This window comes from Geopseudomonas sagittaria (assembly GCF_900115715.1).
Taxonomy (GTDB): Bacteria; Pseudomonadota; Gammaproteobacteria; order Pseudomonadales; family Pseudomonadaceae; genus Geopseudomonas; species Geopseudomonas sagittaria.
Window position 1 is genome coordinate 1 of sequence record NZ_FOXM01000027.1, and the last position, 24,450, is coordinate 24,450.

General features: G+C 67.6%; 23 protein-coding genes. 7 read left to right on the plus strand and 16 right to left on the minus strand.

The window, feature by feature from the left end:
- A partial coding sequence (locus BM297_RS20370; RefSeq protein ID WP_139231074.1) for a transposase occupies positions 1–243 on the minus strand: 243 nt, incomplete at its 3' end.
- 609 nt (positions 244–852) lie between these two features.
- Between BM297_RS20370 and BM297_RS20375 the strand changes: the two genes are divergently transcribed.
- Positions 853–1,815, plus strand: coding sequence for an integron integrase (locus tag BM297_RS20375; protein WP_092435427.1), 963 nt, complete (start codon positions 853–855; stop codon positions 1,813–1,815).
- 75 nt (positions 1,816–1,890) lie between these two features.
- Here the strand turns inward: BM297_RS20375 and BM297_RS20380 are convergent, their stop codons facing one another.
- From BM297_RS20380 to BM297_RS20390, 3 genes are all read right to left on the minus strand, one after another.
- Positions 1,891–3,783: an ATP-binding protein gene (locus BM297_RS20380; RefSeq protein WP_092435430.1), complete on the minus strand. Its 1,893-nt coding sequence runs from the start codon at positions 3,781–3,783 to the stop codon at positions 1,891–1,893.
- A gap of 184 nt (positions 3,784–3,967) precedes the next feature.
- Positions 3,968–4,645: a TSCPD domain-containing protein gene (locus tag BM297_RS20385; protein ID WP_092435433.1), complete on the minus strand. Its 678-nt coding sequence runs from the start codon at positions 4,643–4,645 to the stop codon at positions 3,968–3,970.
- A gap of 60 nt (positions 4,646–4,705) precedes the next feature.
- Complete coding sequence (locus BM297_RS20390) at positions 4,706–6,847, minus strand: adenosylcobalamin-dependent ribonucleoside-diphosphate reductase (protein ID WP_092435436.1); 2,142 nt, start codon at positions 6,845–6,847, stop codon at positions 4,706–4,708.
- 262 nt (positions 6,848–7,109) lie between these two features.
- On the opposite strand from BM297_RS20390, the gene BM297_RS20395 reads away from it, so the two are divergent.
- From BM297_RS20395 to BM297_RS20415, 5 genes are all read left to right on the plus strand, one after another.
- On the plus strand, positions 7,110–8,033 hold the full coding sequence (locus BM297_RS20395; RefSeq protein ID WP_092435439.1) for an ATP-binding cassette domain-containing protein: 924 nt from the start codon (positions 7,110–7,112) through the stop codon (positions 8,031–8,033).
- On the plus strand, positions 8,030–8,764 hold the full coding sequence (locus tag BM297_RS20400) for an ABC transporter permease (RefSeq protein WP_092435442.1): 735 nt from the start codon (positions 8,030–8,032) through the stop codon (positions 8,762–8,764). Before BM297_RS20395 ends, BM297_RS20400 begins: the two co-directional genes overlap by 4 nt.
- 9 nt (positions 8,765–8,773) lie before the next feature.
- Positions 8,774–10,606, plus strand: coding sequence for a GldG family protein (locus BM297_RS20405; protein ID WP_092435444.1), 1,833 nt, complete (start codon positions 8,774–8,776; stop codon positions 10,604–10,606).
- 186 nt (positions 10,607–10,792) lie between these two features.
- Positions 10,793–11,770 carry a DUF4340 domain-containing protein gene (locus BM297_RS20410; RefSeq protein ID WP_092435447.1) on the plus strand — a complete coding sequence of 326 codons (978 nt, stop codon included), beginning with the start codon at positions 10,793–10,795 and terminating at the stop codon, positions 11,768–11,770.
- A 245-nt stretch (positions 11,771–12,015) separates the two neighbouring features.
- Positions 12,016–12,225: a cold-shock protein gene (locus BM297_RS20415; protein WP_092435450.1), complete on the plus strand. Its 210-nt coding sequence runs from the start codon at positions 12,016–12,018 to the stop codon at positions 12,223–12,225.
- 90 nt (positions 12,226–12,315) lie between these two features.
- On the opposite strand, the gene BM297_RS20420 is transcribed toward BM297_RS20415, so the two are convergent.
- From BM297_RS20420 to BM297_RS20445, 6 genes are all read right to left on the minus strand, one after another.
- Entirely contained in the window at positions 12,316–12,753 is a 438-nt protein-coding gene (locus BM297_RS20420; protein WP_092435453.1) for a barstar family protein, read from the minus strand.
- Positions 12,753–13,430: a ribonuclease domain-containing protein gene (locus BM297_RS20425; protein ID WP_092435455.1), complete on the minus strand. Its 678-nt coding sequence runs from the start codon at positions 13,428–13,430 to the stop codon at positions 12,753–12,755. Before BM297_RS20425 ends, BM297_RS20420 begins: the two co-directional genes overlap by 1 nt.
- A 45-nt stretch (positions 13,431–13,475) precedes the next feature.
- Complete coding sequence (locus BM297_RS20430; RefSeq protein WP_092435456.1) at positions 13,476–13,847, minus strand: hypothetical protein; 372 nt, start codon at positions 13,845–13,847, stop codon at positions 13,476–13,478.
- A 44-nt stretch (positions 13,848–13,891) separates the two neighbouring features.
- Positions 13,892–14,707: a putative RNA methyltransferase gene (locus tag BM297_RS20435; protein WP_092435458.1), complete on the minus strand. Its 816-nt coding sequence runs from the start codon at positions 14,705–14,707 to the stop codon at positions 13,892–13,894.
- 3 nt (positions 14,708–14,710) lie between these two features.
- The gene (gene dapE / locus BM297_RS20440) at positions 14,711–15,853 is read right to left on the minus strand and encodes a succinyl-diaminopimelate desuccinylase (RefSeq protein ID WP_092435460.1); all 1,143 of its coding nucleotides are present in this window, start codon (positions 15,851–15,853) and stop codon (positions 14,711–14,713) included.
- Positions 15,854–15,976: 123 nt separating this feature from the next.
- The gene (locus BM297_RS20445) at positions 15,977–18,568 is read right to left on the minus strand and encodes a glycosyltransferase (protein ID WP_092435462.1); all 2,592 of its coding nucleotides are present in this window, start codon (positions 18,566–18,568) and stop codon (positions 15,977–15,979) included.
- Positions 18,569–18,766: 198 nt separating this feature from the next.
- On the opposite strand from BM297_RS20445, the gene tcdA reads away from it, so the two are divergent.
- A complete protein-coding gene (gene tcdA, locus BM297_RS20450) occupies positions 18,767–19,582 on the plus strand; it encodes a tRNA cyclic N6-threonylcarbamoyladenosine(37) synthase TcdA (RefSeq protein WP_092435464.1) in 816 nt (271 codons plus the stop codon).
- A 198-nt stretch (positions 19,583–19,780) separates the two neighbouring features.
- Here the strand turns inward: tcdA and BM297_RS20455 are convergent, their stop codons facing one another.
- The 6 genes from BM297_RS20455 to dapC all read right to left on the minus strand — a co-directional run bounded on the left by BM297_RS20455 (position 19,781) and on the right by dapC (position 24,446).
- Positions 19,781–20,182, minus strand: coding sequence for a SufE family protein (locus BM297_RS20455; RefSeq protein WP_092435467.1), 402 nt, complete (start codon positions 20,180–20,182; stop codon positions 19,781–19,783).
- Entirely contained in the window at positions 20,179–21,384 is a 1,206-nt protein-coding gene (locus BM297_RS20460; protein WP_092435471.1) for an aminotransferase class V-fold PLP-dependent enzyme, read from the minus strand. The genes BM297_RS20455 and BM297_RS20460 overlap by 4 nt, the downstream gene beginning before the upstream one ends.
- Positions 21,385–21,609: 225 nt before the next feature.
- Complete coding sequence (gene dapD / locus BM297_RS20465) at positions 21,610–22,644, minus strand: 2,3,4,5-tetrahydropyridine-2,6-dicarboxylate N-succinyltransferase (protein ID WP_092435474.1); 1,035 nt, start codon at positions 22,642–22,644, stop codon at positions 21,610–21,612.
- 33 nt (positions 22,645–22,677) lie between these two features.
- Positions 22,678–23,040, minus strand: coding sequence for an ArsC family reductase (locus BM297_RS20470; protein ID WP_092435476.1), 363 nt, complete (start codon positions 23,038–23,040; stop codon positions 22,678–22,680).
- Between the two features lie 36 nt (positions 23,041–23,076).
- A complete protein-coding gene (locus BM297_RS21955; RefSeq protein ID WP_175526703.1) occupies positions 23,077–23,244 on the minus strand; it encodes a hypothetical protein in 168 nt (55 codons plus the stop codon).
- The gene (gene dapC / locus BM297_RS20475; protein ID WP_092435479.1) at positions 23,244–24,446 is read right to left on the minus strand and encodes a succinyldiaminopimelate transaminase; all 1,203 of its coding nucleotides are present in this window, start codon (positions 24,444–24,446) and stop codon (positions 23,244–23,246) included. The genes BM297_RS21955 and dapC overlap by 1 nt, the downstream gene beginning before the upstream one ends.
- Positions 24,447–24,450: the final 4 nt, after the last annotated feature.

Below are 24,450 nucleotides of genomic sequence, written 5' to 3' on the forward strand. Positions count from 1 at the left end.
CATCTTGCGGCTGCTGACGATGCCGCGGCTGTAGGCCAGCAGGACGATCTTCAGCAGCACCGCCGGATCGAAGGCCGGAGCGCCTTCGACATCGTTGCGGTAACGGGCGTGGAATTCGGAAAGGTCCAGTTCGTGGTCGACCAGATAGCACAGGGCGTGCTCGAAGCTGCCGGGCAGCAACTGCTTGTCGAAATCCACGGGGAGCAGTTTGAGTCCCTTGTGAACGGTCTTGAACCGAGGCATCGCCTCGCGCCTCCCTGCGAATGGATGGGTTGGAGGGTATCAGCCTCGGGGCGGGCCAGCAGCAGGTTTTTCTACAGCCTCAACGATTAAGCTAAGGGGCTGGCTTTAGCCAGTCCCAGCGAGTGAAACGAGCGGCTTCAGCGCCTTGTTAGGAAACAACACGCGCACAATTACAGTTTTCTGAATAGTAACGATCAATCTCATACGCAAGTGCCATAAGGGGTTCGTAGTCATCGGCCCATTCTCCGATGCCACGACTGAAACCTAATCCTGCGCCATCAGATGGGCGGGGTAGTCGACTTGTGTATACCGACTCTAAATACCCACTCATTGCTGAAATGGCTTCATTCGTTGACTCAACTAGCCACGTAGGCCCATTTGATTCAGCACTTTCATGTATGCGACGGCATTCATTCATCGCACTTTTAATCAACTGTTCAAGATGAAGATCGCACGCATCCATGCTTTGGTTCCTAACTATAAATAGACACCAAGTGGTGCATAAAATCCCGGACGGGCTTGGTGGATAACCTTCCTTGTCATTCTCGCTTTCCCTGTCTACGCTGCGGGTTCTGCGGTCAGGGTGACCGCTTTGGGGAGTTATACACCATGGATGGCAAGCCTAAGCTGCTCGATCAGATGCGCGACCGGATCCGCGTCAAACACTACTCCATTCGCACCGAGCAGGTCTATTGCGAATGGGTGAAGCGGTTCATACGTTTTCACCGCTATCGCCACCCGCTGGAAATGGGCGCCCCGGAGGTGGAGGCGTTTCTCAGCGATCTGGCGGTGCGGCGCAATGTATCGGCATCCACCCAGAATCAGGCCCTGGCAGCCTTGTTGTTTCTCTACAAGGAGGTATTGGCGGTCGATCTGCCCTGGCTGAATGACGTGGTGCGGGCAAAGAAGCCGCAGCGCTTGCCGGTGGTGCTGTCCATCGATGAGGTGCGGCGGATTCTGGCCGGTCTGGAAGGGGAGTTGTGGCTGGTCTGCAGTCTTTTATACGGCACCGGTATGCGTTTGATGGAGGTGCTGCGCCTGCGAGTCAAGGATGTCGACTTTGCGCGCAATGAAATCCTGGTGCGCGACGGCAAGGGTATGAAGGATCGGGTGACCGTATTGCCGCGCAGTCTTCTGCAGCCGTTGCGCCAGCACCTTGCGGTGGTGCGTGCGGTGCACAAGACGGAACTGGAGGCGGGGCGCGGTGACGTGTGGCTGCCGTTTGCGCTGGCGCGCAAGTACTCCAATGCGCCGCGGGAGTGGGGCTGGCAGTATGTTTTTCCGGCCGCGGGGCCGTCGGTCGATCCCCGTTCAGGTGCGGTGCGCCGCCATCATCTGGACGAAAAGCGCATCCAGCGCAACTTCAAGCGGGCGGTGCAGGCGGCGGGCATCGTCAAGCTGGCCACGCCGCATACGCTGCGCCACTGTTTCGCCACGCACCTGTTGGAGAGCGGGCAGGATATTCGCACGGTCCAGGAGCTGCTCGGCCACTCGGACGTGAAGACCACGATGATCTATACCCATGTGCTCAATCGTGGCGGGTTGGCTGTGTTGAGTCCGCTGGATCGCTGAGTCGCCTGGGCGCCTGTTTCCCCCGATGCGGCCGAGCTGCGCAACACGCACTTCGGCCGGGTTCCGGCGGGCGGCTCAGGCGTTCAGGAACGACTGGTGGATCTCGCTGCCGTAGCGGCGAATGATGTCCAGCTTGGCGCGGTGCAGGGCCTCGACGTCGCCTGGCCGGCCTGACTTTTCCACCGCGCAGCGCGCCAGCTCATCGGAAATCACGTCCATGAACAGTTCGGCCAGCAGCAGTCGGGCGGTATCGCGGAAGTGTCCGCGGCCATCCACATACAGCTGCACGGTCGGTGCCGCAGTGTTGATGAGGATTTTGCGCTCGGCGGGGCTGTACACCGCGCGGTCCAGTTCGTTGTCGAGGTGGCGAAACTCGTAGCCGGTGAACATCAGTTCGCCATGATCGCGAGGCGTCCGGTGTTTCACGGCATGCCCGGAGGTGGCATGGCTGTGCCCGGAGGCGTGCTCCGCCACCACCATCTCGCACCAGGCCCAGTGGCTGCCGGCGCGCACGCTGATCTCGCCGCGACTGCCTGGCGTGTCGCCGACAACCGTCCATTCGATCCGCTGCCGGTCATTCAGGGCGCTGGCGGGTAGCTCCACGGGCGCGGGGTCGATGTGCAGCGAGTCGGGCAGCACATAGGCGAAGTGCAGGATCTCGTCTTCGGCCAGTTGGCCGGGATCGACTAGCAGGCTGACGTGGAACGGGTGCTTGGGCTGGCGGTAATAGAACGGGGTGGTGAAGCGCAGCGCCGCCGGGCGCTCGGTGGCGTCTGCGGCGGTCGCGTCCGTCGGCGCGGGTGGCAGGCTGATGCCCAGATCCTGAATGGCCGCCCGATTCATGCGTTCAAGCAGGTGCTCGATCATGTGGCTGGTGCGGCCGGAGGCGCTGGCGTGCTCCAGGTGCTTGAGCTTTTCGCGCTCGGCCAGCACGCAGGGCGCGATCATGGCGCTGACGGCCCGGGAAAACGCCTGCACGAACGGCTCCTTGGCATTCAGCCCCTCGCGCTCGTCGCTAATGATCGCCATGCCCTGGCCGAGCTTGTCGATCAGGGCCGGGCAATGCACCGTGCCGAACAGGTACTCGGTACCCACCTGGTTTTCGTATTCGAACAGCTGGCAGTCGAGCACCGCCGTGCCGGAGAGGATGACCAGGCCGTTGGTGCGCTCGTCGCCGCGGGTGGTCAGCTCCACGTCGAGGGCGCGCTTGAGGGTGAGGGTGAACGGGTAGGCCTGTTGCTCATGGACAAAATGCCCGGCCTGCTCGGGACCGAGCAGCAGGGCGGCGGGCGGTTCCTGGTAATGCACGACGCCGCTGCGCTCCACGGTCTTGCCGCGCTGCAGGTGCAGCAGTTCGACCTGGCGGCGTGTCAGCACGTCGCGCAGGTAGACGTTGTTGGCCACCGACTGCACCACGGAGCGGTAGTGGGAAATGTTGGTCTGCGCGTTTGCGATGACGATGGTCACCTTGGTGCCGTTCTCGGCAATCCCCAGGCGGGTGCGATCCTTGTCGCGGACCGGCCGGTCGCCGTCGCCGTCGTCATACAGGTAGCCGCCATTCTCGCCGCGGAACAGCTCGATGCGCGCGTAGCGTCCGGCATGGATGGTCTCGATCCAGCCGTAGCCCAGGCCATAGAGCGCCTGCTTGAGGCCGCGGCCGAAATAACCGCGCCCGCCGCCCTCGCCGCGCGCGAGGGTGCTGTGCGCCCCGCCATAGGTGAGGATGAAGCGCGCCTGGGCGAAGGACATGCCCTCGGCCTGGTCGGTGACCATCAGCACCGCGCCGGCCTGATGCCGCTCGTAGTGGATGCGGATCTGCCCGCTCACCGGCACGCCAGCCCGCTCCAGCCGGGAATAGCTGTCGTCGGCGTTGGTGATCAGTTCGACCAGGGCTTTCTCGATGGAGGCAAAGCGGCGCGAGTCGATATCGATCACCCGCTGGTCGACCGGGATAGGGGAAATGGCCATGCTCTGCTCCTTGGTTAACGCGTCAACCTGCACTCGATTGAAGAGAAAGGTAGCCAAAAACCGGCTGCTCCAGGGGATATTGGCCCCGCCGCCCTGCGCGGCGCCAGGGCCAGCGCAGGTGGCCGCCAGGACGGGCGCACACCGGGATGGTGCGCCAATGCCCTGGCGCAGCGCTTGCCCTGGGTCAGCCGCACTTGCTGTGCCCGCAGCTCAGGCAGGTGGCGCAGCCCTCCAGCTGCACCACCGACTGGGTGTGGCAGTGGCCGCACAGTTGCGCGCCGGGCGGGAAGCCTTCGCCCGGCTCCAGCGCCGCGGCGCCCTGGCTGGCTTCCCAGGCGGCGCGGCGTTCGGCCAGGTAGCGCTGCTGCGCCTCATCCGGCTGCTGACCTTGCAGCATGCCGATGGCGATCAGGTGGCGCTCCAGCACAGCGCCGATCTCGGCAACGATCGACGGCATGTAGACGCCGCCCTTCTTCAGGTAACCGCCGCGCGGATCGAACACCGCCTTGAGCTCCTCGACCAGGAAGGTGCAGTCGCCACCCTTGCGCAGCACCGCGGACATGATGCGGGTGAGGGCGACGATCCACTGGAAGTGGTCCATGTTCTTCGAGTTGATGAAGATCTCGAAGGGCCGCCGCTGCTCGAAGGGCGTGCCGGCGTTGAGCAGAATGTCGTTGATGGTCACGTAGAGGGCGTGCTCGAACAGCGGCGACTTGATCTTGTAGGTGACGCCGGCCAGCGTCTCCGGGCGCTGCAGGGTTTCGTCGAGCTGCACCGGCGGCTGCCCGGCCGCTTCGGCGGGGCGCTGGCTCGGGTCGACCACCTTGAAGCTCTTGATGCGCTGGCCGATCTTCACGGTCATGGACGTTCTCCCATTGCAGAGCCCCCTCACCCCGGCCCTCTCCCCAAGGGGCGAGGGGGATCAATACTTGCCGTAATAGCCTTCCTTGAGCGCGTCGAACAGGTTGGCGGCGCTGTTCACCTCGCCGTCGTACTCGACCAGTTCGTTGCCCTTGAGTTCGACCACGCTGCCGTCCTCCAGCTCGAAGCGGTACAGGGTGTTCGCCAGGTCCGCCTCGCGCACCAGTACGCCCTGGAAGGCCGCGGGGTTGAAGCGGAAGGTGGTGCAGCCCTTGAGGCCCTGGCGCCAGGCGTAGCGGTAGATGTCCTTGAACGCTTCGAAGGGGTAGTCGCTGGGCACGTTGGCGGTCTTGGAGATCGACGAGTCCACCCACTTCTGCGCCGCCGCCTGGATGTCGACGTGCTGGGTCGGGCCGATGTCGTCGGCGCTGACGAACCACTCCGGCAGGCGGTGCACCGGGTCGTCGCTGTCCGGATCGGCCTGCGCATCGATCAGCGCGCGATAGGCGAGCAGCTCGTAGCTGAGCACTTCGACCTGCTCCTTGGCCTTGCGCCCGGGGCGGACCAGGTTGCGCACGTAGCGGTGGGCGAAGCTCGGTTCGATGCCGTTGGAAGCGTTGTTGGCCAGGCTCAGGCTGATGGTGCCGGTCGGCGCGATGGAGCTGTGGTGGGTGAAGCGTGCGCCATGCTCGGCCAGTTCCGCGACCAGCTCGGGGGCGACCTCGGCGATGCGCTGCATGTAGCGCGAGTAGCGCGCGTGCAGCACGCGGCCGGGCAGCTTGTCGCCGACCTGGTAGCCATCGGCGACCATTTCCGGGCGCAGGCGCAGCATCCTGGCGGTGATCTCGAACTCCTCGGCCAGCAGCGGTGCCGGGCCTTTCTCCTGCGCCAGTTCCAGCGCCATCTGCCAGCCGACCACGGCCATCTCGCGGGCCACGTCTTCGGTAAAGCGGCAGGCCTCGGCGCTGCCGTAGCGCAGCCGGAGCATGGCCAGCGCCGAGCCGAGGCCGAGAAAGCCCATGCCGTGGCGGCGCTTGGCGAGGATCTCCTCGCGCTGCGCCGCCAGCGGCAGGTTGTTGAGCTCCACCACGTTGTCGAGCAGGCGGGTGAACACGCCCACCACCTGGCGAAAGCGCTCCCAGTCGAAGCGCGCCCGCACGCTGAACGGTTCCGCGACGAACAGGGTCAGGTTGACCGAGCCGAGCAGGCAGGCGCCGTAGGGGGGCAGGGGCTGTTCGCCGCAGGGGTTGGTCGCGCGGATCTCCTCGCACCACCAGTTGTTGTTCAGCTGGTTGACCCGGTCGACGAGGATGAAACCCGGCTCGGCGAAGTCGTAGGTGGCGGCCATCAGCATGTCCCACAGGTGGCGGGCGCGCAGCTTGCCGTAGACCTTGCAGGCCACCGTGCCGTCATCACGCACCGGGTAGCCCTCGTGCAGCGGCCAGTCGCGCCAGAGCACCTGCTGCGGATCGTCGAGGTCCAGTTCGGCGGCCTCGCGCGGGTGCACCGGGAATAGCAGTGGCCACTCGGCGTCGCTCTCCACGGCCTGCATGAAGTCGTCGCTGATCAACAGGCTGAGGTTGAACTGGCGCAGGCGGCCGTCCTCGCGCTTGGCGCGGATAAACTCGCGAACGTCCGGGTGGGCGACGTCGCAGGTGGCCATCTGCGCGCCGCGCCGCCCGCCCGCCGAGCTGACGGTGAAGCACATCTTGTCGAAGATATCCATGAACGACAGTGGCCCGCTGGTGCGCGCGCCGGCGCCGGACACCAGCGCGCCGCGCGGGCGCAGGGTGGAGAACTCGTAGCCGATGCCGCAGCCGGCCTTGAGGGTCAGGCCGGCCTCGTGGAGCTTGGTGAGGATGTCGTCCATCGAGTCATGGATGGTGCCGGAGACGGTGCAGTTGATGGTCGAGGTGGCCGGCCTGCGCTCCTGCGCGCCGGCGTTGGCGACGATCCGCCCGGCCGGAACGGCGCCGTTGCGCAGCGCCCAGAGGAACTGTTGGTACCAGTGCTCGCGCTGCTCGGGCGCCTCCACATCGGCCAGGGCGCGGGCGACCCGCCGCCAGGTGGCGTCGATGTCGGCGTCGACCGGGGTGCCGTCGGGCTCGACCAGGCGGTACTTCTGCGCCCAGATGTCCGCGGAGGCGGCCTGCAGCGGGATGCTGCCGGCCCCCGGCGGGGCGGATGCGCCGTGCTTGGCCATGGGCCCGGACCTCGCTGCGGCCGAAGGATCCTTTCACCTTAGCTGCAGGTCAGCGGCTACGCCGGTCGCGTGCGTGGGATGATGCGCGGTGGGTGGTTGCATGGCGCGCTGGGACTCGGTGATGAAAGGAGGGGAGAGGTGGTGCGGGCGAAGAACGCTGGCCCCCTTGCATTACGCCTACGCTCTACCTAGAGTTCAGCCGGCATTCGAGACGCCTCCGTGGCCGTCTGGCACGGAGGCTCCAGCAGGTTATGGAGTGGCCATGATCGAAATAGAAAAACTCACCAAACGCTTTGCGCAGCACACCGTGGTGGACGACCTGTCCTTCCGCGTTCAGCCCGGCGAGGTGCTGGGCTTCCTCGGCCCCAACGGGGCCGGCAAGTCGACCACCATGAAGATGCTCACCGGCTTTCTCGCGCCGACCTCGGGCTCGGCGCGGCTGTTCGGCTTCGACATCCAGCAGCACACCCTCAAGGCCCAGCGGCTGATCGGCTATCTGCCGGAAGGTGCGCCCTGCTATGGCGACATGCACGTGCGCGGCTTCCTCGAGTTCATCGCCGAGGTGCGCGGCTTCCGTGGCGCGGAGAAGCGCGCGCGGGTGGCCAAGGCGGTGGAGCAGGTGGAGCTGCAGGCGGTGCTCGGCCAGTCGATCGAGACCCTGTCCAAGGGCTTCAAGCGCCGCGTCGGCCTGGCCCAGGCGATCCTTCACGATCCGCGCGCGCTGATCCTCGACGAGCCCACCGACGGCCTCGACCCGAACCAGAAGCATCAGGTGCGCCAGCTGATCCAGAACCTGGCCACCGACAAGATCATCATCATATCGACGCACATCCTCGAGGAGGTCACCGCGGTGTGCACCCGCGCGGTGGTGATCGCCGCCGGCAAGCTGGTCGCCGACGGCACGCCGTTCGAGCTGGAAAGCCGCTCGCGCTACCACCAGGCGGTGACCCTGGTCGGCGATGCGCCGCTGGACGAGGCCGCGCTGGCGGCGCTGCCCGGCGTGGCCGGGGTCGAGCGCAATGCGCGCGAGCACAGCCTGACCGTGCTGGCGCAGACCGGCCAGGTGATCTTCCCGCAGGTCAGCGCGCTGGTAGCGGCGCGTGGCTGGAACATCAAGGAAATGGACGTGGAGCGCGGCCGCCTCGACGAGGTGTTCCGCTCCCTGACCCGAGGAGAGGCGGCATGAGGCAGTTGCCGGTAGTCTTCAAGCGCGAGCTGGCGAGCTATTTCGCCACGCCGCTGGCGTACGTGTTCATCGTGATCTTCCTGGTGCTGTCCGGGGTGTTCACCTTCTATCTGGGCAGTTTCTTCGAGCGCGGCCAGGCCGATCTCAGCTCGTTCTTCAACTTCCACCCGTGGCTGTACCTGTTCCTGGTGCCGGCGCTGGCCATGCGCCTGTGGGCCGAGGAGCGCAAGAGCGGCACCATCGAGCTGCTGATGACCCTGCCGATCACCCGCGCCGAGGCGGTGGGCGGCAAGTTCCTCGCCGCCTGGGCGTTCGCCGGCATCGCGCTGTTGCTGACCTTCCCGATGGTGCTGACGGTCAACTACCTGGGCGAGCCGGACAACGGCGCGATCCTCACCGGCTACATCGGCAGCTGGCTGCTGGCCGGCAGTTATCTGGCCATCGGCTCGTGCCTGTCGGCGCTGGCCAAGAACCAGGTGATCGCCTTCATCCTCACCGTCTGCGTGTGCTTCCTGTTCGTCGCCAGCGGCTTCCCGCTGGTGCTGGATGCCTTCAGCGGCTGGGCGCCGCAGGCGCTGGTGGATGCGGTGGCCTCGCTGAGCTTCCTGACCCGCTTCGATGCGATCAGCAAGGGCGTGCTCGATCTGCGCGACCTGCTGTATTTCGCCAGCCTGATCCTGGCCTGGCTGATGGCCACTGCGGTGGTGCTCGACCTGAAGAAAGCCGACTGAGGACGCCCGATGAAACGCATCATTTATTCCGGCAGCGGGCTGCTGTTGATCGCCCTGGTGTTCCTGGCCTTCAACATGGTCGCCAGCCTGGGCCTGCCCAACGCGCGCCTGGACCTGACCGAACAGAAGCTCTACACCATCAGCGAAGGCACCGAGCGCATCCTCGGCGAGCTGGACGAGCCGGTGAACCTGTACTTCTTCTACTCCGACAACGTCAGCCGCGACCTGGTGGCGGTGCGCAACTATGCGCGGCGCGTCGAGGAGATGCTGCGCGCCTACGAGCGCGCCGCCGGCGGCAAGCTGAAGCTCAAGGTGATCGACCCCGAGCCGTTCTCCGAGGACGAGGATCGCGCCGCCGAGTTCGGCCTGCAGGGGGTGCCGCTGCAGCAGGGCGGCGACAAGCTGTACTTCGGCCTGGCCGGCACCAACGCGCTGGACGACGTGCAGACCATCCCGTTCTTCCCGCTCGATCAGGAGGAGTTCCTCGAGTACGAGATCAGCCGGCTGGTGCAGACCCTGGCCAAGCCGGCGCGGCCGGTGGTCGGCGTGCTCTCGGCGCTGCCGCTGGACGGCGGCTTCAACCCGCTGACCGGGCAGGGCGGCGCGCCCTGGATGATCATGGAGCAGATCCGCCAGCAGTTCGTCATCAAGAGCCTGCAGGGCGACATCGACCGCATCCCCGACGAGGTGTCGGTGCTGCTGCTGGTGCATCCCAAACAGTTGCCGGAGCCGACCCTGTACGCCATCGACCAGTTCGTGCTGCGCGGCGGCAAGCTGCTGGCCTTCGTCGATCCGTTCAGCGAGAACGACAACGGCGGGCTGATGGGCGGCGGGCAGAGCAACGCTTCCGATCTCGAGCCGCTGTTCAAGGCCTGGGGGCTGCGCCTGCGTGCCGGCGAAATGCTGGTCGACGGCAGCTACGCGATGGCCGTGGGCATGGGCCAGGAGCAGCGTCCGGTGCGGCATCCGGCCTGGCTGAGCCTGCCCAAGGCGGCGCTGGACCAGGACGACGTGACCACCGCCGGGCTGGAGAACCTGACCATTGCCAGCGCCGGCATCCTCGAACCGCTCGAGGGGGCGAAGACCCGCTTCACGCCGCTGCTGCACAGCTCCGAGTACGCCATGCCGATGGACGCCCAGCGCCTGGCCATGCTGCGCGATCCGCAGGAGCTGCTGCGCGAGCTGGAGCCGACCGGCGAGCGCTACGTGCTGGCCGCGCGGGTCGCTGGTCCGGCGCAGACGGCGTTCCCGGCGGGCATCGAGGGGCAGAAGGACGGTCTGCAGAGCGCCGAGAGCATCAACCTGATCGTGGTCGCCGATACCGACCTGCTCAGCGACCGCATGTGGGTGCAGGTGCAGGACTTCTTCGGTCAGCGCGTCCCGCAGCCGTTCGCCGACAACGCCGGCTTCGCCATCAATGCGCTGGACAACCTGGCCGGCAGCGATGCGCTGATCAGCGTGCGCTCGCGCGGGCGCTACAGCCGGCCGTTCGTGATGGTGGAGAACCTGCAGCGCCAGGCCGAGGCACGCTTCCGCGAGAAGGAGGAGGTGCTGCAGCAGCAACTGGCGCAGACCGAACAGCGCCTGGCCGAGCTGCAGCAGAACGACAGCCCCGAGCAGGTGCTGGAGCTGACCCCCGAGCAGCAGAGCACCCTGCAGCAGTTCCTCCAGGAGAAGCTGAAGATCCGCAAGGAGCTGCGCGAGGTGCGCTTCCAGCTCAACGCCGACATCGAGGCGCTGGGCCGCAGCCTGAAGTTCGTCAACATCGCCCTGGTGCCGCTGCTGCTGACCTTGGGCGTGATCGGCCTGTGGCTGTGGCGCCGCCGTCGCGCGGAGCGTTGAGCGGACTGTCGTAGATCGCTGGTCGTTGATTGTGGGAGGCCCGACCTCGGGGCGATGCTCTTGCCCTGTTGGCGGGCCTGTGGCCCGTATCGCCGCGAGGTCGCGCCTCCCACAAAAGACAAGAGCCATCGTCTGTCGCTGGCGCGGGCGCCATAACCGCGTCGCTGTGCAATCAAGGAGTTCGTCATGCGACGTTCTGCATTGCTGGTCCTGCTGTTGGTGGCGTTGCTGCTGGGTGGGCTGTTCGCCTGGCTGCAGCGTGGTGCCGAGGCGCCGCTCCAGGCCGAGCGGCAGTTGCTGCTGCCGGCGCTGAGCGGGCGGCTGGACGAGGTGCGTGCACTGTCGATCCGCCACGGCGAGCTGCCGGCGGTGCGCATCGAGCGCAGTGAAACCGGCTGGATCGTGCCCGCCAAGGCTGGTTATCCGGCGGCTGCCGGCGAGGTCAATCGGTTGCTGCGCGCGCTGGCCGAGGCCCGCAAGGTCGAGGCCAAGACCCGCAATCCGGACAACCACGCCCGTCTCGGCCTGGCCGCCAAGGGCGAGGGGCGCGCCACGCGTCTGCGTATCGAGGGGCTCGCCGGCGGGCCGCTGGTGCTGCTGATCGGCCAGGGCTCGCGCCAAGGCGGGCAGCTGGTGCGCCTGTGGGGCGACGATCAGGTCTGGCTGATCGATCAGCCCCTGGAGCTGGTCGACAACGAGCTGGCCTGGCTGGATCGGCGCATCAGCGCGATCCCCTTCGCCAGCGTGCGCGAGGTCGAGGTGCGGCATGCCGACGGCGAGCGCCTGAATGTCTGGCGCGACAGCCCGGGGCAGGCCGACCTTGCGCTGCGGCAGCTGCCGGTGGGGAGCAGCCTGGCCTACCAGCCGCTGGCCAACGGCATGGCCCTGCTGTTCGCCGCGCTGGACTTCGCCGACGCCGCGCCGCTGGCGCAGATCGGCTTCGAGGAGCGGCCGGAGCTGGAGTTCACCCTGAGCACCTTCGACGGTGGCGAGCTGCGCGGCGCCTTCCATCTGCAGGGCGGCCAGCACTGGCTGGTGCTGGGCGAGAGCCGGGGCCTCGACGACCAGTTGATCGCCGGCCGGGACTGGGCCTACCGTCTGGAGGAGCAGCAGTACCGCATGCTGGCTCGGCGCCTTAAGGATCTGCTGGGGCCGGCGAACTGAGGTCGTGGTAGGTGGGGCGAATACAGCCCGATCCTTGTCTTGAGTCAAGCAGCGGGGGCTTTTCAGCACAGGCGCTTTGTTTATACTCGGGCCTGCGGTCGACAAGAACGCGATTCGGAATACCCGCTCCAGGCGCCTTGCGGCGGCGGAGGTCGGATATAACAAGAAGAACGTTTTTCAACGTACCGTCCCGAGCTGCTCCCATGGGGGAGCAATGTAACTTTGCGAGTCTGGAGAGAGTTGTAATGGCTGATCGTGAGAGCGGAACCGTCAAGTGGTTCAATGATGCCAAGGGCTATGGGTTCATTCAGCGCGAAAGCGGTCCGGATGTCTTCGTGCACTTCCGTGCCATCCGTGGCGAAGGTCATCGCACCCTGCTGGAAGGCCAGCGCGTCGAGTTCGCCGTGGCCCAGGGCCAGAAGGGCCTGCAGGCGGAAGACGTCTCCGCACTCTGAGGGGCTGTTGGCAGCATGAGAAAACCCGTCCTTGCGACGGGTTTTTTGTTGGCGGTGGTTATGTCGGCCGCGGGTCGCGGCCAGCGGCCCCTAGCCGAGGCTGGGCAGCGTCGGCAGGGCGGGGAGATCGGCGCGCTCGGCTTCGATCAGCAGGCACAACGCATGATCGCGGTCGGCCCAGTGCTGGCAGGCGTCGCCGAGCAGTTCGAGAAAGGTCTGCAGATCCGCCGATTGCAGCGGGCAGTCCGCGGCAATCGGCAGGTGGATGACCAGCAGCTGCTCGGCCGGCCAGTCCAGTTCGGTCAGGCAGTCCCAGGCGGCATCCCAGTTCTGTCCGTAGTAGTCGGGAAACGCCAGGGTCTCGCCGAGGGCGGCGAGCAGGCTTTGCCGGTCGATGGCGGGCAGCGGCGCCAGGGTTTTCCAGCACAGGGCCGGATCGCTCGGGGCGTGCGTCCAGCCCGGCGGCAGGCGGTAGATTCCACTGCGCTGTTTGTCGGCGAGGAAGTGGGCGGCGAGGCGACTGGTCATCAGGGCTTCTCCAGCACGCGGAACGAGCGGTAGTGATCCTCGGTGTAATAGAAGATCACCGGTGGATTGCCGCCGGTGACGATGCGCCGCGGGCCGCGATGGGACAGACCGGGGGTGCGCACCGTGTACTCGCGATAGTAGCCGCGCGGCTGGGCGGGCAGCTGGCGCTCGCGATTCTGGAATACCGTGCCGTCCTGGCTGTGCGGGTAGGGGCCGCCCTGGCGGATCAGGGCGAGGGTCTTGTCGATCTCGCGCTGGATCGGCGCGTCAGCCTGGATCTGTACCTGTCCGGAGCTGCCCTGGCCGGCAGGCGATTGCAGCAGGTGCTGCAGCGGGCCCTGGGTCAGCAGCCAGCCGACCAGCAGCACCACCAGCAGGGCGGCGGCCTTGAGCAGGGCGAAGGGGTTGTGGCGCGGCGGATTGCCTTGGGCGCGCGGGCCGCGGGGACGGCGCGGGGCTTGCGCCGGCGCGGCCACGCCCTCGAGCATCACCCAGGCCGCCTTGACCCGGCCGCCCTTGTCGCGGGTGGTGTCGAACTCCACCGCGTCGCCCTGCTGCGGCCGCCGCGCGGCGTTGCGCACCGCGGAGATGTGGAAGAACACTTCGCCCGATTGGTCCTCGGGCTGGATGAAGCCAAAACCTCGGTCATCGTTCCAGGAAACGACCTTGCCGCGCATTGCCTGCCTCGCGTCGATGGGAAAATAGTGCGACGTGTGCCGCGATCAGTCGGTGCGCCAGGTGATCTCGCTCACGCCCTCGGCGGTGACCTTCAGCCAGCGGTCGGCATCCTCCTCGCCCTGTTCCTCGCTCCAGCTGCCGGGCGCGCAGCGCACCTGCACGCCAAGCGCGGCAAAGGCGGCCTTGGCGCAGGCCAGATCGTCTTCCCAGGGGGTCTGGTCGCTGGCCAGCAGCAGGCTGCTCCAGCGGCCCACGGCCTTGGGCATCCAGGTGACCGGGATGTCGCCGGCACGGCACTGGCTGGTCTGGCCGCGGGTCTGCCAGGGCGTGCAGGGACCGATGGCCTGTTCCAGCCAGGCGGTTACCGCCGGCAGTTCGGCGTCCTTGAGGTAGATCTCGATATCCGGTTGGCGCATGTCAGGGATTCCTGATGAGGGCAGGTACGGGCTAGCGTGGCGGGTTACTGGCGCTCGATCCAGTCGTAGCGCACCGAGACGGTGACCTCGAAGGGCTCGGCGAGGATGCGCTCGCGGCGCTCGGCGTTGACCCGCCAGCCGTGCGGGGTCATCGCCAGCAGATCGGCGCGCGCGTCATGGCTGTCCAGCGGCAGACGGAACTCCAGGGTCTGGGTGTCGGCCAGCTTGAGGTCGTCGGGCAGGTCGGCCAGGTGCTTGTCGTCGACGTAGTCGCGCACCTCGTCGTAGAGCTTCTGGCGCAGTTCGAACAGGTGCATGCGCGCCGGCCCCAGGCGCAGGATGCCGCCGCCCGGACGCAGCAGGCGCGCCGCCTCGGTCCAGTCGATCGGGCTGAACACGCTGGCCAGCAGGGTGCACGAGGCGCTGGCCAGCGGCACGCGGGCCATGCTGGCGACCATCCAGGTCAGCTGCGGCGCGCGCTTGCAGGCGCGCTTGACCGCCTCGCGGGAGATGTCCAGGGCGTAGCCGTCGGCATCCGGCAGGGCCGCGGCCAGCTGCGTGGTGTAGTAGCCCTCGCCACAGCCGATGTCGATCCAGCGCGCCGGCGCGCGTTCGGCGGCCAGTTCGGCCAGGCGCGCGGCCAGCGGCGCGTAGTGGCCGGCATCGAGAAAGCGCCGGCGCGCCTCGACCATGGCGGCGTTGTCGCCCGGGTCGAGGCTCTTCTTGTGCTGCACCGGCAGCAGGTTGAAGTAGCCCTGGCGGGCGCGGTCGAAACGGTGGCCATGGCTGCACTGCACGCCGTTGTCGAGGCCGTTGTGGATAGTGTGCAGCGCGCCGCTGCAGATCGGGCAGATGAGCATGGGTCAGTTCGCCAGCAGACGAACCAGCGTCTGGTAGTAGATTTCGGTGAGCAGATCGAGGTCGCTGGCCAGCACGCGCTCGTTGACCTGGTGGATGGTGGCGTTGACCGGGCCGAGTTCGACCACCTGGGTGCCGAGGGTGGCGATGAAGCGCCCGTCCGAGGTGCCGCCGGTGGTCGAGGCGACGGTTTCGCGGCCGGTGACGTTGCGGATGCTGGCCGATACCGCGTCGAGCAGCGCTCCCGGCTCGGTGAGGAACGGCAGGCCGGACAGCGACCAGTCGATCTGCCACTGCAGGCCGTGCTTGTCGAGGATGGTTTCGACACGCTGCTGCAGGCCTTCCACGGTGGATTCGGTGGAGAAGCGGAAGTTGAACAGGCAGTTCAGCTCGCCGGGGATCACGTTGGTGGTGCCGGTGCCCGAGTTGAGGTTGGAGATCTGGAAGCTGGTCGGCGGGAAGAAGGCGTTGCCGGCGTCCCAGTGTTCGCCGGCCAGCTCGGCCAGTGCCGGCGCCGCCAGGTGGATCGGGTTCTTCGCCAGGTGCGGGTAGGCGACGTGGCCCTGCACGCCGCGCACGCGCAGGTGACCGTTGAGCGAGCCGCGGCGGCCGTTCTTGACCATGTCGCCGACCAGCGAGGTGCTCGACGGTTCGCCGACGATGCACCAGTCCAGGCGCTCGTTGCGTGCGGCCAGGCGCTCGACCACCGCCTGGGTGCCGTGCAGCGCGGGACCTTCCTCGTCGCTGGTGATCAGGAAGGCGATGGCGCCCTGGTGCTGCGGGTGGTCGGCCACGAAGCGTTCGACGGCCACCAGCATGGCCGCCAGGCTGCCCTTCATGTCGGCGGCGCCGCGGCCGTGGAGCATGCCCTCGTCATCGACGAAGGCCGCGAACGGCGCGTGCTGCCAGGCCTCCAGCGGGCCGGTCGGCACCACGTCGGTGTGTCCGGCGAAGCACAGCACCGGACCCTCGCCGCCGCGGCGGGCCCAGAAGTTGTCCACATCCTCGATGTTCATCGGCTCCACATTGAAGCCGCAGGCGGCCAGCCGCTCCATCATCAGCTGCTGGCAACCCTCGTCCAGCGGGGTGACGGAGGCGCGGCGAATCAGCTCGCAGGCCAGTTCGAGGGTGGGGGAGAGGGTGGTCATGCAGGCTCCGCAACGGCGACAGACGAAAGGGGCTTATCTTAAAGGAAAACGGCGCTTGTCTGAGCGCCGTTGTCGGGGAAAGCGGGACGCCCCTCCCCACGCAGGGGAGGGGGCGGAGGGGCCTCAGGTCACCGGCACCTCGTCCGCGGTCGGTTCCGGCCTGGGCAGCGACGACAGCAGGGCCATGAGCAGCGCGGCCAGGTAGGGCAGTGACTGCACCAGCAGCACGCCGACCCAGAAGTACACGTCCAGTCCTGGCTGCGGCTGGGTCAGGCTGATGCCGGCGGCGGCGCCCCACAGCAGCAGCATGACGAACACTTCCTCTCGCGCTTCCGCCAGGGCCACCAGCAGGCCGTGGTTGCTGCGCATCTTCGGCGTGCGGAAGAACGGGATGCTGCGGGTGACGAAACCGTACAGCACCGCCTTGGCGATGGTGTGCGACAGCGCCAGGCCGGCCACCGCGGCGGCGCTGGCATCGCGCATGCTCACGCCGACGGCGCGGCGGTAGAGGAAGAGGATCTTGCCCAGCTTGAACACGAACAGCGCCAGCGGCGGGATGGCGAAGATCATCAGCGGCGGGTCGACGCGGTGCGGCACGATGATCATCGCCGCCGACCACAGCAGGGCGCCGACGGTGAAGAAGATGTTCAGGCCGTCGGCGATCCACGGCAGCCAGCCGGCGACGAAGTGGTAGCGCTGGCCGCGGGTCAGCTCGCTGCCCTTGCCGAGCAGCAGGCTGGCCATGTGCCGCTTCATGATCTGGATGGCGCCGTAGGCCCAGCGGAAGCGCTGCTTCTTGAAGTCGATGAAGGTGTCGGGCATCAGGCCCTTGCCGTAGCTCTGCTCGGAGTAGGCGGCGGACAGGCCCTTCTCGAACACGCGCAGGCCCAGCTCGGCGTCCTCGGTGATGCACCAGTCGGCCCAGCCGAGTTCGTCGAGCACGCTGCGGCGGGTCATGGTCATGGTGCCGTGCTGGATGATCGCGTCGCGGTCGTTGCGGGTGACCATGCCGATGTGGAAGAAGCCCTTGTATTCGGCGTAGCAGAGCTTCTTGAACAGCGACTCGTTCTGGTCGCGGTAGTCCTGCGGCGACTGCACCACGGCGATCTCCGTGTCGGCGAAGTGCGGCACCATGTGCTTGAGCCAGTTGCGTTCGACGCAGTAGTCGGAGTCGATCACCGCGATCACTTCGGCGTCGGCGGCGGTGTGCTGCAGCACGTAGTTCAGCGCGCCGCCCTTGAAGCCGGCCAGCGGTGCGACGTGGAAGAACTTGAAGCGCGGGCCGAGGCTGGCGCAGTGGGCTTCAACCGGTTGCCAGACCGCCGGGTCCTTGGTGTTGTTGTCGATCACCAGGACCTCGAAGTCCGGGTAGTCGAGGTTCGCCAGGGCGTTGAGGGTCTGCTTGACCATCTCCGGCGGCTCGTTGTAGCAGGGGACGTGGATCGACACCTTGGGTCGGTAGGCGTTTTCGTCGGTCACCGGCGGGAAGGGCCGCACGCGCTGGTGCTTCCACACGGTCTCGGCCAGCTCGTGGGCTTCGGTGAGCAGGACGATCATCACGCCGAGGGCGCCGAAGGCCAGCAGGATGCCGACCAGGGTGCTGAACCAGTTGCTGTACTGCTGGCTGTAGTCGTAGGCGATCCACACCAGCATGGTGCCGGCGAGGAACGCGACTATGGTCAGGAAGGTGCGGCCGCGCTGGCGCAGCGCACTGCCGTCGATCAGCAACAGGGCCAGGGCGAGCAGGGCGAGCACGCCGGAGGCGGTGGCCAGCAGGCGCCACTCGGGAATCTCCACCACGGTGCCGGTGAACGGGAACTTGGCCTGGCGCTCGGCGTTGTATACCCCCCAGTAGGCGCCGACCGAACCTTCGTCGCCGGCCTTCCACGGCTGGTCGAAGGCTTCGATGACGAAGTAGTTGTAGCCCTTGGCGTTCAGCTTGTTGACCAGGGTGCGCAGGTAGATGGCCTGGTCGGCCTGGGTAGCCTGGGCGCCACCACGGGTGCGGCCGTTGCTCGGCCAGCCGACTTCCGCGAGCAGCAGCGGCTTTTTCGGGAACAGCTTTTTCAGCTCGCGGGCGCGCTCGAGGACGAAGTCGACCGAGTTTTCCTGCGGGATGAACTCCCAGTAGGGCAGCACGTGGGCGGCGATCAGGTCGACGTGCTTGGCCAGCTCCGGATACTTCTGCCAGATGTGCCACTGCTCGGCGGTGGTCACCGGCACCTTGAGTGCCGCGCGCACGCGGTCCAGGTAGCCGATCATCTGCTCGACGGTGACCTCCTCGCGGAACAGCGCTTCGTTGCCGACCACCACGCGCACGACGCTGCGCTCGCGCTTGGCGATCTCGATGCCGCGCTGGATCTGCCACTCGTTGGCGGCCTCGTCGTTGCTCAGCCAGATGCCCAGGGTCACGCGCAGGCCGGCTTCCTCGGCCAGGCGCGGGATCTCGCCGAGCACGCCATCGACCGAGTAGGTACGGATGTTGTCGGTCTGCTCGCTCAGCAGCTCGAGGTCGGCACGCACCTCGTCCTCGCTCGGATAGGTGCTGTCCTGCGGACTCTGGTGCAGGCGGAACGGCGAGAAGGAGTAGCCGGCGATCTGGTCGGGCCAGTCCGGCGCCTTAAGCGGCTGGTTGAACCAGGCCCACAGGCCGGTGAACAGGGAGGCCACGGCCACGACCATGACCAGGTTGAGACCCAATTTGCGAGCAGACATGTGTACAGGGTTCCGGGAGGTGGAACAGGGGGAGGCCGGCGGACGCCGATGCGCGCGAATCCTACTCTGTGGCCCTTGGGCTGTACAGGGGGCGGCGCGCGTTGGTGCTGCCAATTTGACAGCAGCAGGACACGGCGGTTCGCTGGGCGTGAAGGGACGGCGAACTTATAATGGCCCACGCATTTTTTCGGGGGTGTCATGCAGATCGATGAGCAGCGTTTCGGCGGCATTGCCCGCCTGTACGGCCGGGTCGGCCTCGAGCGGCTGGCTGCCGCCCATGTGGCGGTGGTCGGCATCGGCGGTGTCGGCTCCTGGGCGGCCGAGGCGCTGGCGCGCAGCGGCGTTGGCGAGATCTCGCTGTTCGATCTGGACGATGTCTGCGTGACCAACACCAACCGGCAGGTCCACGCCCATGTCGGCAACATCGGCCGCGCCAAGGTGGAGGCGATGGCCGAGCGCATCCGTGCGATCAATCCCGACTGCATCGTGCACGCGGTGGCCGATTACGTCACCCGCGAGAGCATGGCCGAGTACATCACCGAGGACCTCGATGGGGTGATCGACTGCATCGACAGCGTGGCGGCCAAGGCGGCGCTGATCAGTTGGTGCAAGCGGCGCAAGATCGCCATCGTCACCACCGGCGCGGCCGGTGGGCAGGCCGATCCGACCCAGGTGCAGGTCGCCGACCTCAACAAGACGGTCAACGACCCGCTGATCGCCAAGGTGCGCTCGCTGCTGCGCCGCGACTACAACTTCTCGCGCACGCCAGGACGCACCTACAGCATCACCTGCGTGTATTCGCGCGAGCAGTTGCGCTATCCGCAGGCGGACGGCAGCGTGTGCCAGACCAAGGGCTTCGCCGGCGAGGGCGTGCGCCTGGACTGCGCCGGCGGCTTCGGCGCGGTGATGATGGTCACCGCCACCTTCGGCATGGTCGCCGCGGCGCGGCTGGTGGACAAGCTGCTGGCCGGCGCACGGCGGCCGGCGGAGCGCAGGGCGTCCTCACAAGGGTAGGAAACTCGCGCAGCGATTTTCCACCGTGCCCTGCGCGGAGTGGAGGGTGGATCCTGTAGGAGGCGCGCCCTCGCGGCGATGCTTTTGGCGCCTTGGGCGGGCTTGCAGCCCGCATCGCCGCGAGGTCGCGCCTCCCACAAGCGCATTGCCTCCAAGAGCATTGCCCACAAGAGTTTTGTCGCGGCGAAGCCGCTGGCGCTACGCCAGCTCGCGGATGCGCGTCAGCACCGCATTCAGCCCGTTGCTGCGCGAGGGTGACAGCTGGCGCGCCAGGCCGAGCTGGGCGAACCAGTCGGCGACATCCACCTCGGCCAGCTCCTTGGCGCTCAGGCCGTTGACCCGCACCAGCAGCAGGGCCAGCAGGCCGCGCAGCAGGCGGGCGTCGCTGCCGGCGCGAAAGCTCAGGCGTTCGCCGTCGTGCCCCGCCACCAGCCACACGCTGCTCTCGCAGCCATGCACGCGGTTTTCCTCGCAGCGCTCGTCCTCGCGCAGTGGCGCCAGGCGCTCGCCCCACTGCATCAGCAGGCGGGCGCGCTGCTCCCAGCCGGGGCAGTGGGCGAAGTCGGCGAGGGCTTGGCGTGCGGTTTCGGGCAAGCTCATCGCAACAACTCCAGGGCGTGATGGAGTGCGGCGAAGAAGCGCTCGAGATCGTCGCCTTCGCTGTACAGGCCGAGCGACACGCGCACGGCGCCGGGCAGGCCGAGGCTGTGCAGCAGCGGCATGGCACAGTGCTGGCCGGCGCGCACGGCGATGCCCTGCTCGCCGAGCAGGTGGGACAGATCGGCGTTGTGCACGCCCTCGACCACGAAGCTGGCCAGCGCGGTGTGCGGCTCGCCGAGCAGACGCAGGCCGTCGAAGCGGCGCAGGCCGCTGAGCAGGCGCTGGTGCAGGGCGGCCTCGTGGGCAGCCAGCGCGTACTCGTCCTGCCCGCCCAGGTAGTCCAGCGCCGCACCCAGGCCGATGGCGGCGGCGATGGCCGGCGTGCCGGCCTCGAAGCCCAGCGGTGCCGGGCGAAAGCGCGCGTTGTGGTAGTCGGCGTGCTGGACCATCTCGCCGCCGAACTGCCAGTGCTGCAGCTTGGCCAGCGACCTGGCCCGGCCGTAGAGCACGCCGATGCCGTCCGGGGCGTAGAGCTTGTGGCCGGAGAAGACGTAGAAGTCGCAGCCCAGCGCGGTCACATCGTGGCGGCCGTGCACCACGCCCTGGGCGCCGTCGACCACGCTCAGCGCGCCCTGTGCGCGGGCCAGGGCCAGTAGGCCCTCCAGCGGCTGCCAGCGGCCGAGCACGTTGGACAGCTGGCTGACGGCGAGCAGGCGGGTGCGCGGGCCGATCAGCAGGGCGGCCTGTTCCAGGTCGATGTCGCCGGCAGCGTCCAGCGGCAGGACCACCAGCTTGAGGCCGCGACGCAGTGCCAGTTGCTGCCACGGCAGCAGGTTGGCGTGGTGCTCCAGGGCGCTGATGGCAATCTCGTCGCCGGTCTCGAACAGGTGTTCGAGACCGTAGGCCAGCAGGTTGAGGCCTTCGGTGCTGCCGCGGGTGAAGACGATCTCGTAGGGGCTGTCCGCATTCAGCCACTGCGCCACCTTCTCGCGGGCACCCTCGAAGGCCAGGGTGGCGCGCTCGCCGGGCGCATGCTGGGCGCGGTGCACGTTGGCGGCGCCGCCGGTGTAGTGGTCGAGCAGGGCATCCAGCACCACCTGCGGCTTCTGCGCGGTGGCGGCGGTGTCCAGATAGGTCTGGCGGCTGGCGGTGAAGGCGGCGAAGGCCGGGAAGTCGGCGCGCCAGGGGGAGGGCAGGGACATGGCGGCTCCTGTATGGGGCGGTCCCGGTGGGATGCGTGTGTCGCGGTCGTCGGGCAGGTTTTCCGTCCGACGCTCGAGGCAGCGTACCGGTAGGGGGGTAACTCGCGAAGCGATTACCCGCCGGGCGTGCATCGGAGCAGCGGCAGACAGCCCGGCGCGGGTCGTCTGCCGCCAGAGTCCGTGGTGGACAAGCGCTGCGCGCGTTGTCCACCCTGCGGATGTTGCTCAGTTGTGCGCGTGCAGCACTTCGTTCAGCTCGATCGCGGTCTTGTTGGTCTTGCACTCAACCGCGCCGGTCTGCGAGTTGCGGCGCAGCAGCAGGTCGTCCTGGCCGGCGATGTCGCGGGCCTTGACCACTTCCACCAGGCTGCCCTGGTCGTCGAGCACGGCGACCTTGGTGCCGGCGGTGATGTACAGGCCCGATTCCACGGTGCAGCGGTTGCCCAGCGGGATGCCGATGCCGGCGTTGGCGCCGATCAGGCAGCCTTCGCCGACGGAGATGACGATGTTGCCGCCGCCGGACAGGGTGCCCATGGTCGAGCAGCCGCCGCCGAGGTCGGAGCCCTTGCCGACGAACACGCCGGCGGAGACGCGGCCTTCGATCATGCCCGGACCGGCGGTGCCGGCGTTGAAGTTGATGAAGCCTTCGTGCATCACGGTGGTGCCTTCGCCGACGTAGGCGCCCAGGCGCACGCGGGCGGTATCGGCGATGCGCACGCCGCTCGGCACCACGTAGTCGGTCATCTTCGGGAACTTGTCCACCGAGAACACTTCCAGCAGCTCGCCCTTCAGGCGGGCTTCCAGCTGGCGCTCGGCCAGCTCACTCAGGTCGACGGCGCCCTCGTTGGTCCAGGCCACGTTGGGCAGCAGCGGGAAGATGCCGGCCAGGCTGGTGCCATGCGGCTTGACCAGGCGGTGCGACAGCAGGTGCAGCTTGAGGTAGGCCTCCGGGGTGGTGGCCGGGGCGGCGTCTTCGACCAGCAGCACGGCGACCAGCGGCTTGCGGCTCTCGGCCAGGCGGGTCAGCAGCGCGGCCTGGCTGGCGTCGATGCCCTTGAGGGCACCGGCCAGGTCATGGGCCTGGTGGTTGGTCATCGCGATGGTCTGGTTGCCGCCCTGATAGCCGAGGGTTTCGGCGGCGGCGGCGACCAGTTCGGCGGCCGGGTTGAGCAGCGGCTGGGCGTAGAAGACTTCCAGCCAGGCGCCCTGGCGGTTCTGGGTGCCGACGCCGAAGGCGATGCTGTAGAGATTCTGCGACATGGATTTTTCCTTTCAGGTATTCAGCCGGCGGGCTCAGGCGAGCGCCGCGGCATAGAGTTCCGGTTTGAAGCCAAGCAGGGTGCGCTCGCCGAGGTCGAGCAGCGGGCGCTTGATCATCGATGGCTGGGCGAGCATCAGCTCGATGGCGCGGGCCTGGTCGAGGTCGGCCTTCTGCGCGTCGGCGAGCTTGCGGAAGGTGGTGCCGGCGCGGTTGAGGACCTTGTCCCAGCCATGCTCGGCGCACCACTTCTCCAGGCTGGCACGGTCGATGCCAGCAGTCTTGTAGTCGTGGAAACTGTAGCTCAGGCCCTGCGCGTCGAGCCAGCTGCGGGCCTTCTTCATGGTATCGCAGGCCTTGATGCCGTAGATCTTCATCTCTGTGCGTTCACTGGACATAAGTGTTTCCGAAAAATGCGCCGCGGGTGGCGCCAGTCAGGCAAAGGCCAGGTACAGGCGGTAGAACAGCGACGACAGCATGACTAGCACGCCGACCGCCAGCAGGCCGACGCCGGCGTCGCTGTCGCGCTGGTTGTAGCCGACGCCCATCAGCAGCATGCCGCTGCCGATCAGCGCGGTCATCACGTTCAGCGGCTCGCTCATCATCCCTGACGGGTCTCCAGGTAGTTGCGGATGCGCTGGGCGGCTTCGACGCACTCGGCCAGCGGCGCGACCAGGGCCATGCGCACGCGATTGGCGCCCGGGCTGACGCCGTCGACCTCGCGCGACAGGTAGGAGCCGGGCACCACGGTTACGTGCTCGCGCTCGAACAGTTCACGGGTGAAGGTGGCATCGTCCACCGGGGTCTTGGCCCACAGGTAGAAGCCGCCGTCCGGGCGTTCCACCTCGAGTACCCCGCCGAGCACCTCCAGCACGGCGTCGAACTTCTCGCGGTACAGCACGCGGTTGGCGCGCACGTGCTCCTCGTCGTTCCAGGCGGCGATGCTGGCCAGCTGGGTCTGCACCGGCATGGCGCAGCCGTGGTAGGTGCGATAGAGCAGGAACGGCTTGAGGATCGCGGCGTCGCCGGCGACGAAGCCCGAGCGCAGGCCCGGCAGGTTGGAGCGCTTGGACAGGCTGTGGAACACCACGCAGCGCTTGAAATCGCTGCGGCCGAGCTCGGCACAGGCGTTCAGCAGGCCGGCGGGCGGGTTGTGCTCGTCGAAATACAGCTCGCTGTAGCACTCGTCGGCGGCGATCACGAAATCGTACTGGTCGGCCAGGGCGATCAGCTGCTTCAGGGTGTCCAGCGGCACCAGGGCGCCGGTGGGGTTGCCCGGCGAGCAGATGAACAGGATCTGGCAGCGCTGCCAGACCTCGGCCGGCACGGCGTCGAAGTCCGGGTTGAAGCCGTTCTCGGCCAGGCACGGCAGGTAGTGCGGGGTGGCGCCGGCCAGCAGGGTGGCGCCTTCGTAGATCTGGTAGAAGGGGTTGGGGCTGACCACCAGGGCGTCGGGGGTGCGGTCGACCACCGCCTGGGTGAAGGCGAACAGCGCCTCGCGGGTGCCGTTGACCGGCAGCACGTGCCTGGCCGGGTCGAGCCAACCGGCGGGCACGCCGAAGCGGCGCTCGCACCAGCGCGCGATGGACTCGCGCAGGGCCGGCAGGCCGATGGTGGTCGGGTACACGGAGAGCTGGTTGAGGTTGTCGGCCAGCGCCTTGGCGACGAAGTCCGGCGAGCGGTGCTTGGGCTCGCCGATGGACAGGGCGATCGCCTTCTTGGCAGCCGGCGGCTGGGCGCCGGCCAGCAGGGCGCGCAGCTTTTCGAACGGGTAGGGCTGCAGGAGGTCGAGGGCTCGGTTCATCAAT

Excerpts from the sequence above, each read along its gene's own strand:
- BM297_RS20425 (WP_092435455.1), bottom strand. The coding sequence starts at position 13,430 with ATGCGCGGCAAGGTCGTTTCCTGGAACGATGACCGAGGTTTTGGCTTC.
- BM297_RS20380 (WP_092435430.1), bottom strand. The coding sequence starts at position 3,783 with ATGGCCATTTCCCCTATCCCGGTCGACCAGCGGGTGATCGATATCGAC.
- BM297_RS20455 (WP_092435467.1), bottom strand. The coding sequence starts at position 20,182 with ATGAGCTTGCCCGAAACCGCACGCCAAGCCCTCGCCGACTTCGCCCAC.
- BM297_RS21955 (WP_175526703.1), bottom strand. The coding sequence starts at position 23,244 with ATGAGCGAGCCGCTGAACGTGATGACCGCGCTGATCGGCAGCGGCATG.
- BM297_RS20395 (WP_092435439.1), top strand. The coding sequence starts at position 7,110 with ATGATCGAAATAGAAAAACTCACCAAACGCTTTGCGCAGCACACCGTG.
- BM297_RS20405 (WP_092435444.1), top strand. The coding sequence starts at position 8,774 with ATGAAACGCATCATTTATTCCGGCAGCGGGCTGCTGTTGATCGCCCTG.
- BM297_RS20445 (WP_092435462.1), bottom strand. The coding sequence starts at position 18,568 with ATGTCTGCTCGCAAATTGGGTCTCAACCTGGTCATGGTCGTGGCCGTG.
- BM297_RS20435 (WP_092435458.1), bottom strand. The coding sequence starts at position 14,707 with ATGCTCATCTGCCCGATCTGCAGCGGCGCGCTGCACACTATCCACAAC.
- BM297_RS20385 (WP_092435433.1), bottom strand. The coding sequence starts at position 4,645 with ATGACCGTGAAGATCGGCCAGCGCATCAAGAGCTTCAAGGTGGTCGAC.
- BM297_RS20375 (WP_092435427.1), top strand. The coding sequence starts at position 853 with ATGGATGGCAAGCCTAAGCTGCTCGATCAGATGCGCGACCGGATCCGC.
- BM297_RS20460 (WP_092435471.1), bottom strand. The coding sequence starts at position 21,384 with ATGTCCCTGCCCTCCCCCTGGCGCGCCGACTTCCCGGCCTTCGCCGCC.
- BM297_RS20400 (WP_092435442.1), top strand. The coding sequence starts at position 8,030 with ATGAGGCAGTTGCCGGTAGTCTTCAAGCGCGAGCTGGCGAGCTATTTC.
- BM297_RS20470 (WP_092435476.1), bottom strand. The coding sequence starts at position 23,040 with ATGTCCAGTGAACGCACAGAGATGAAGATCTACGGCATCAAGGCCTGC.
- BM297_RS20420 (WP_092435453.1), bottom strand. The coding sequence starts at position 12,753 with ATGACCAGTCGCCTCGCCGCCCACTTCCTCGCCGACAAACAGCGCAGT.
- BM297_RS20430 (WP_092435456.1), bottom strand. The coding sequence starts at position 13,847 with ATGCGCCAACCGGATATCGAGATCTACCTCAAGGACGCCGAACTGCCG.
- BM297_RS20415 (WP_092435450.1), top strand. The coding sequence starts at position 12,016 with ATGGCTGATCGTGAGAGCGGAACCGTCAAGTGGTTCAATGATGCCAAG.
- BM297_RS20410 (WP_092435447.1), top strand. The coding sequence starts at position 10,793 with ATGCGACGTTCTGCATTGCTGGTCCTGCTGTTGGTGGCGTTGCTGCTG.
- dapD (WP_092435474.1), bottom strand. The coding sequence starts at position 22,644 with ATGTCGCAGAATCTCTACAGCATCGCCTTCGGCGTCGGCACCCAGAAC.
- tcdA (WP_092435464.1), top strand. The coding sequence starts at position 18,767 with ATGCAGATCGATGAGCAGCGTTTCGGCGGCATTGCCCGCCTGTACGGC.
- dapE (WP_092435460.1), bottom strand. The coding sequence starts at position 15,853 with ATGACCACCCTCTCCCCCACCCTCGAACTGGCCTGCGAGCTGATTCGC.
- dapC (WP_092435479.1), bottom strand. The coding sequence starts at position 24,446 with ATGAACCGAGCCCTCGACCTCCTGCAGCCCTACCCGTTCGAAAAGCTG.
- BM297_RS20390 (WP_092435436.1), bottom strand. The coding sequence starts at position 6,847 with ATGGCCAAGCACGGCGCATCCGCCCCGCCGGGGGCCGGCAGCATCCCG.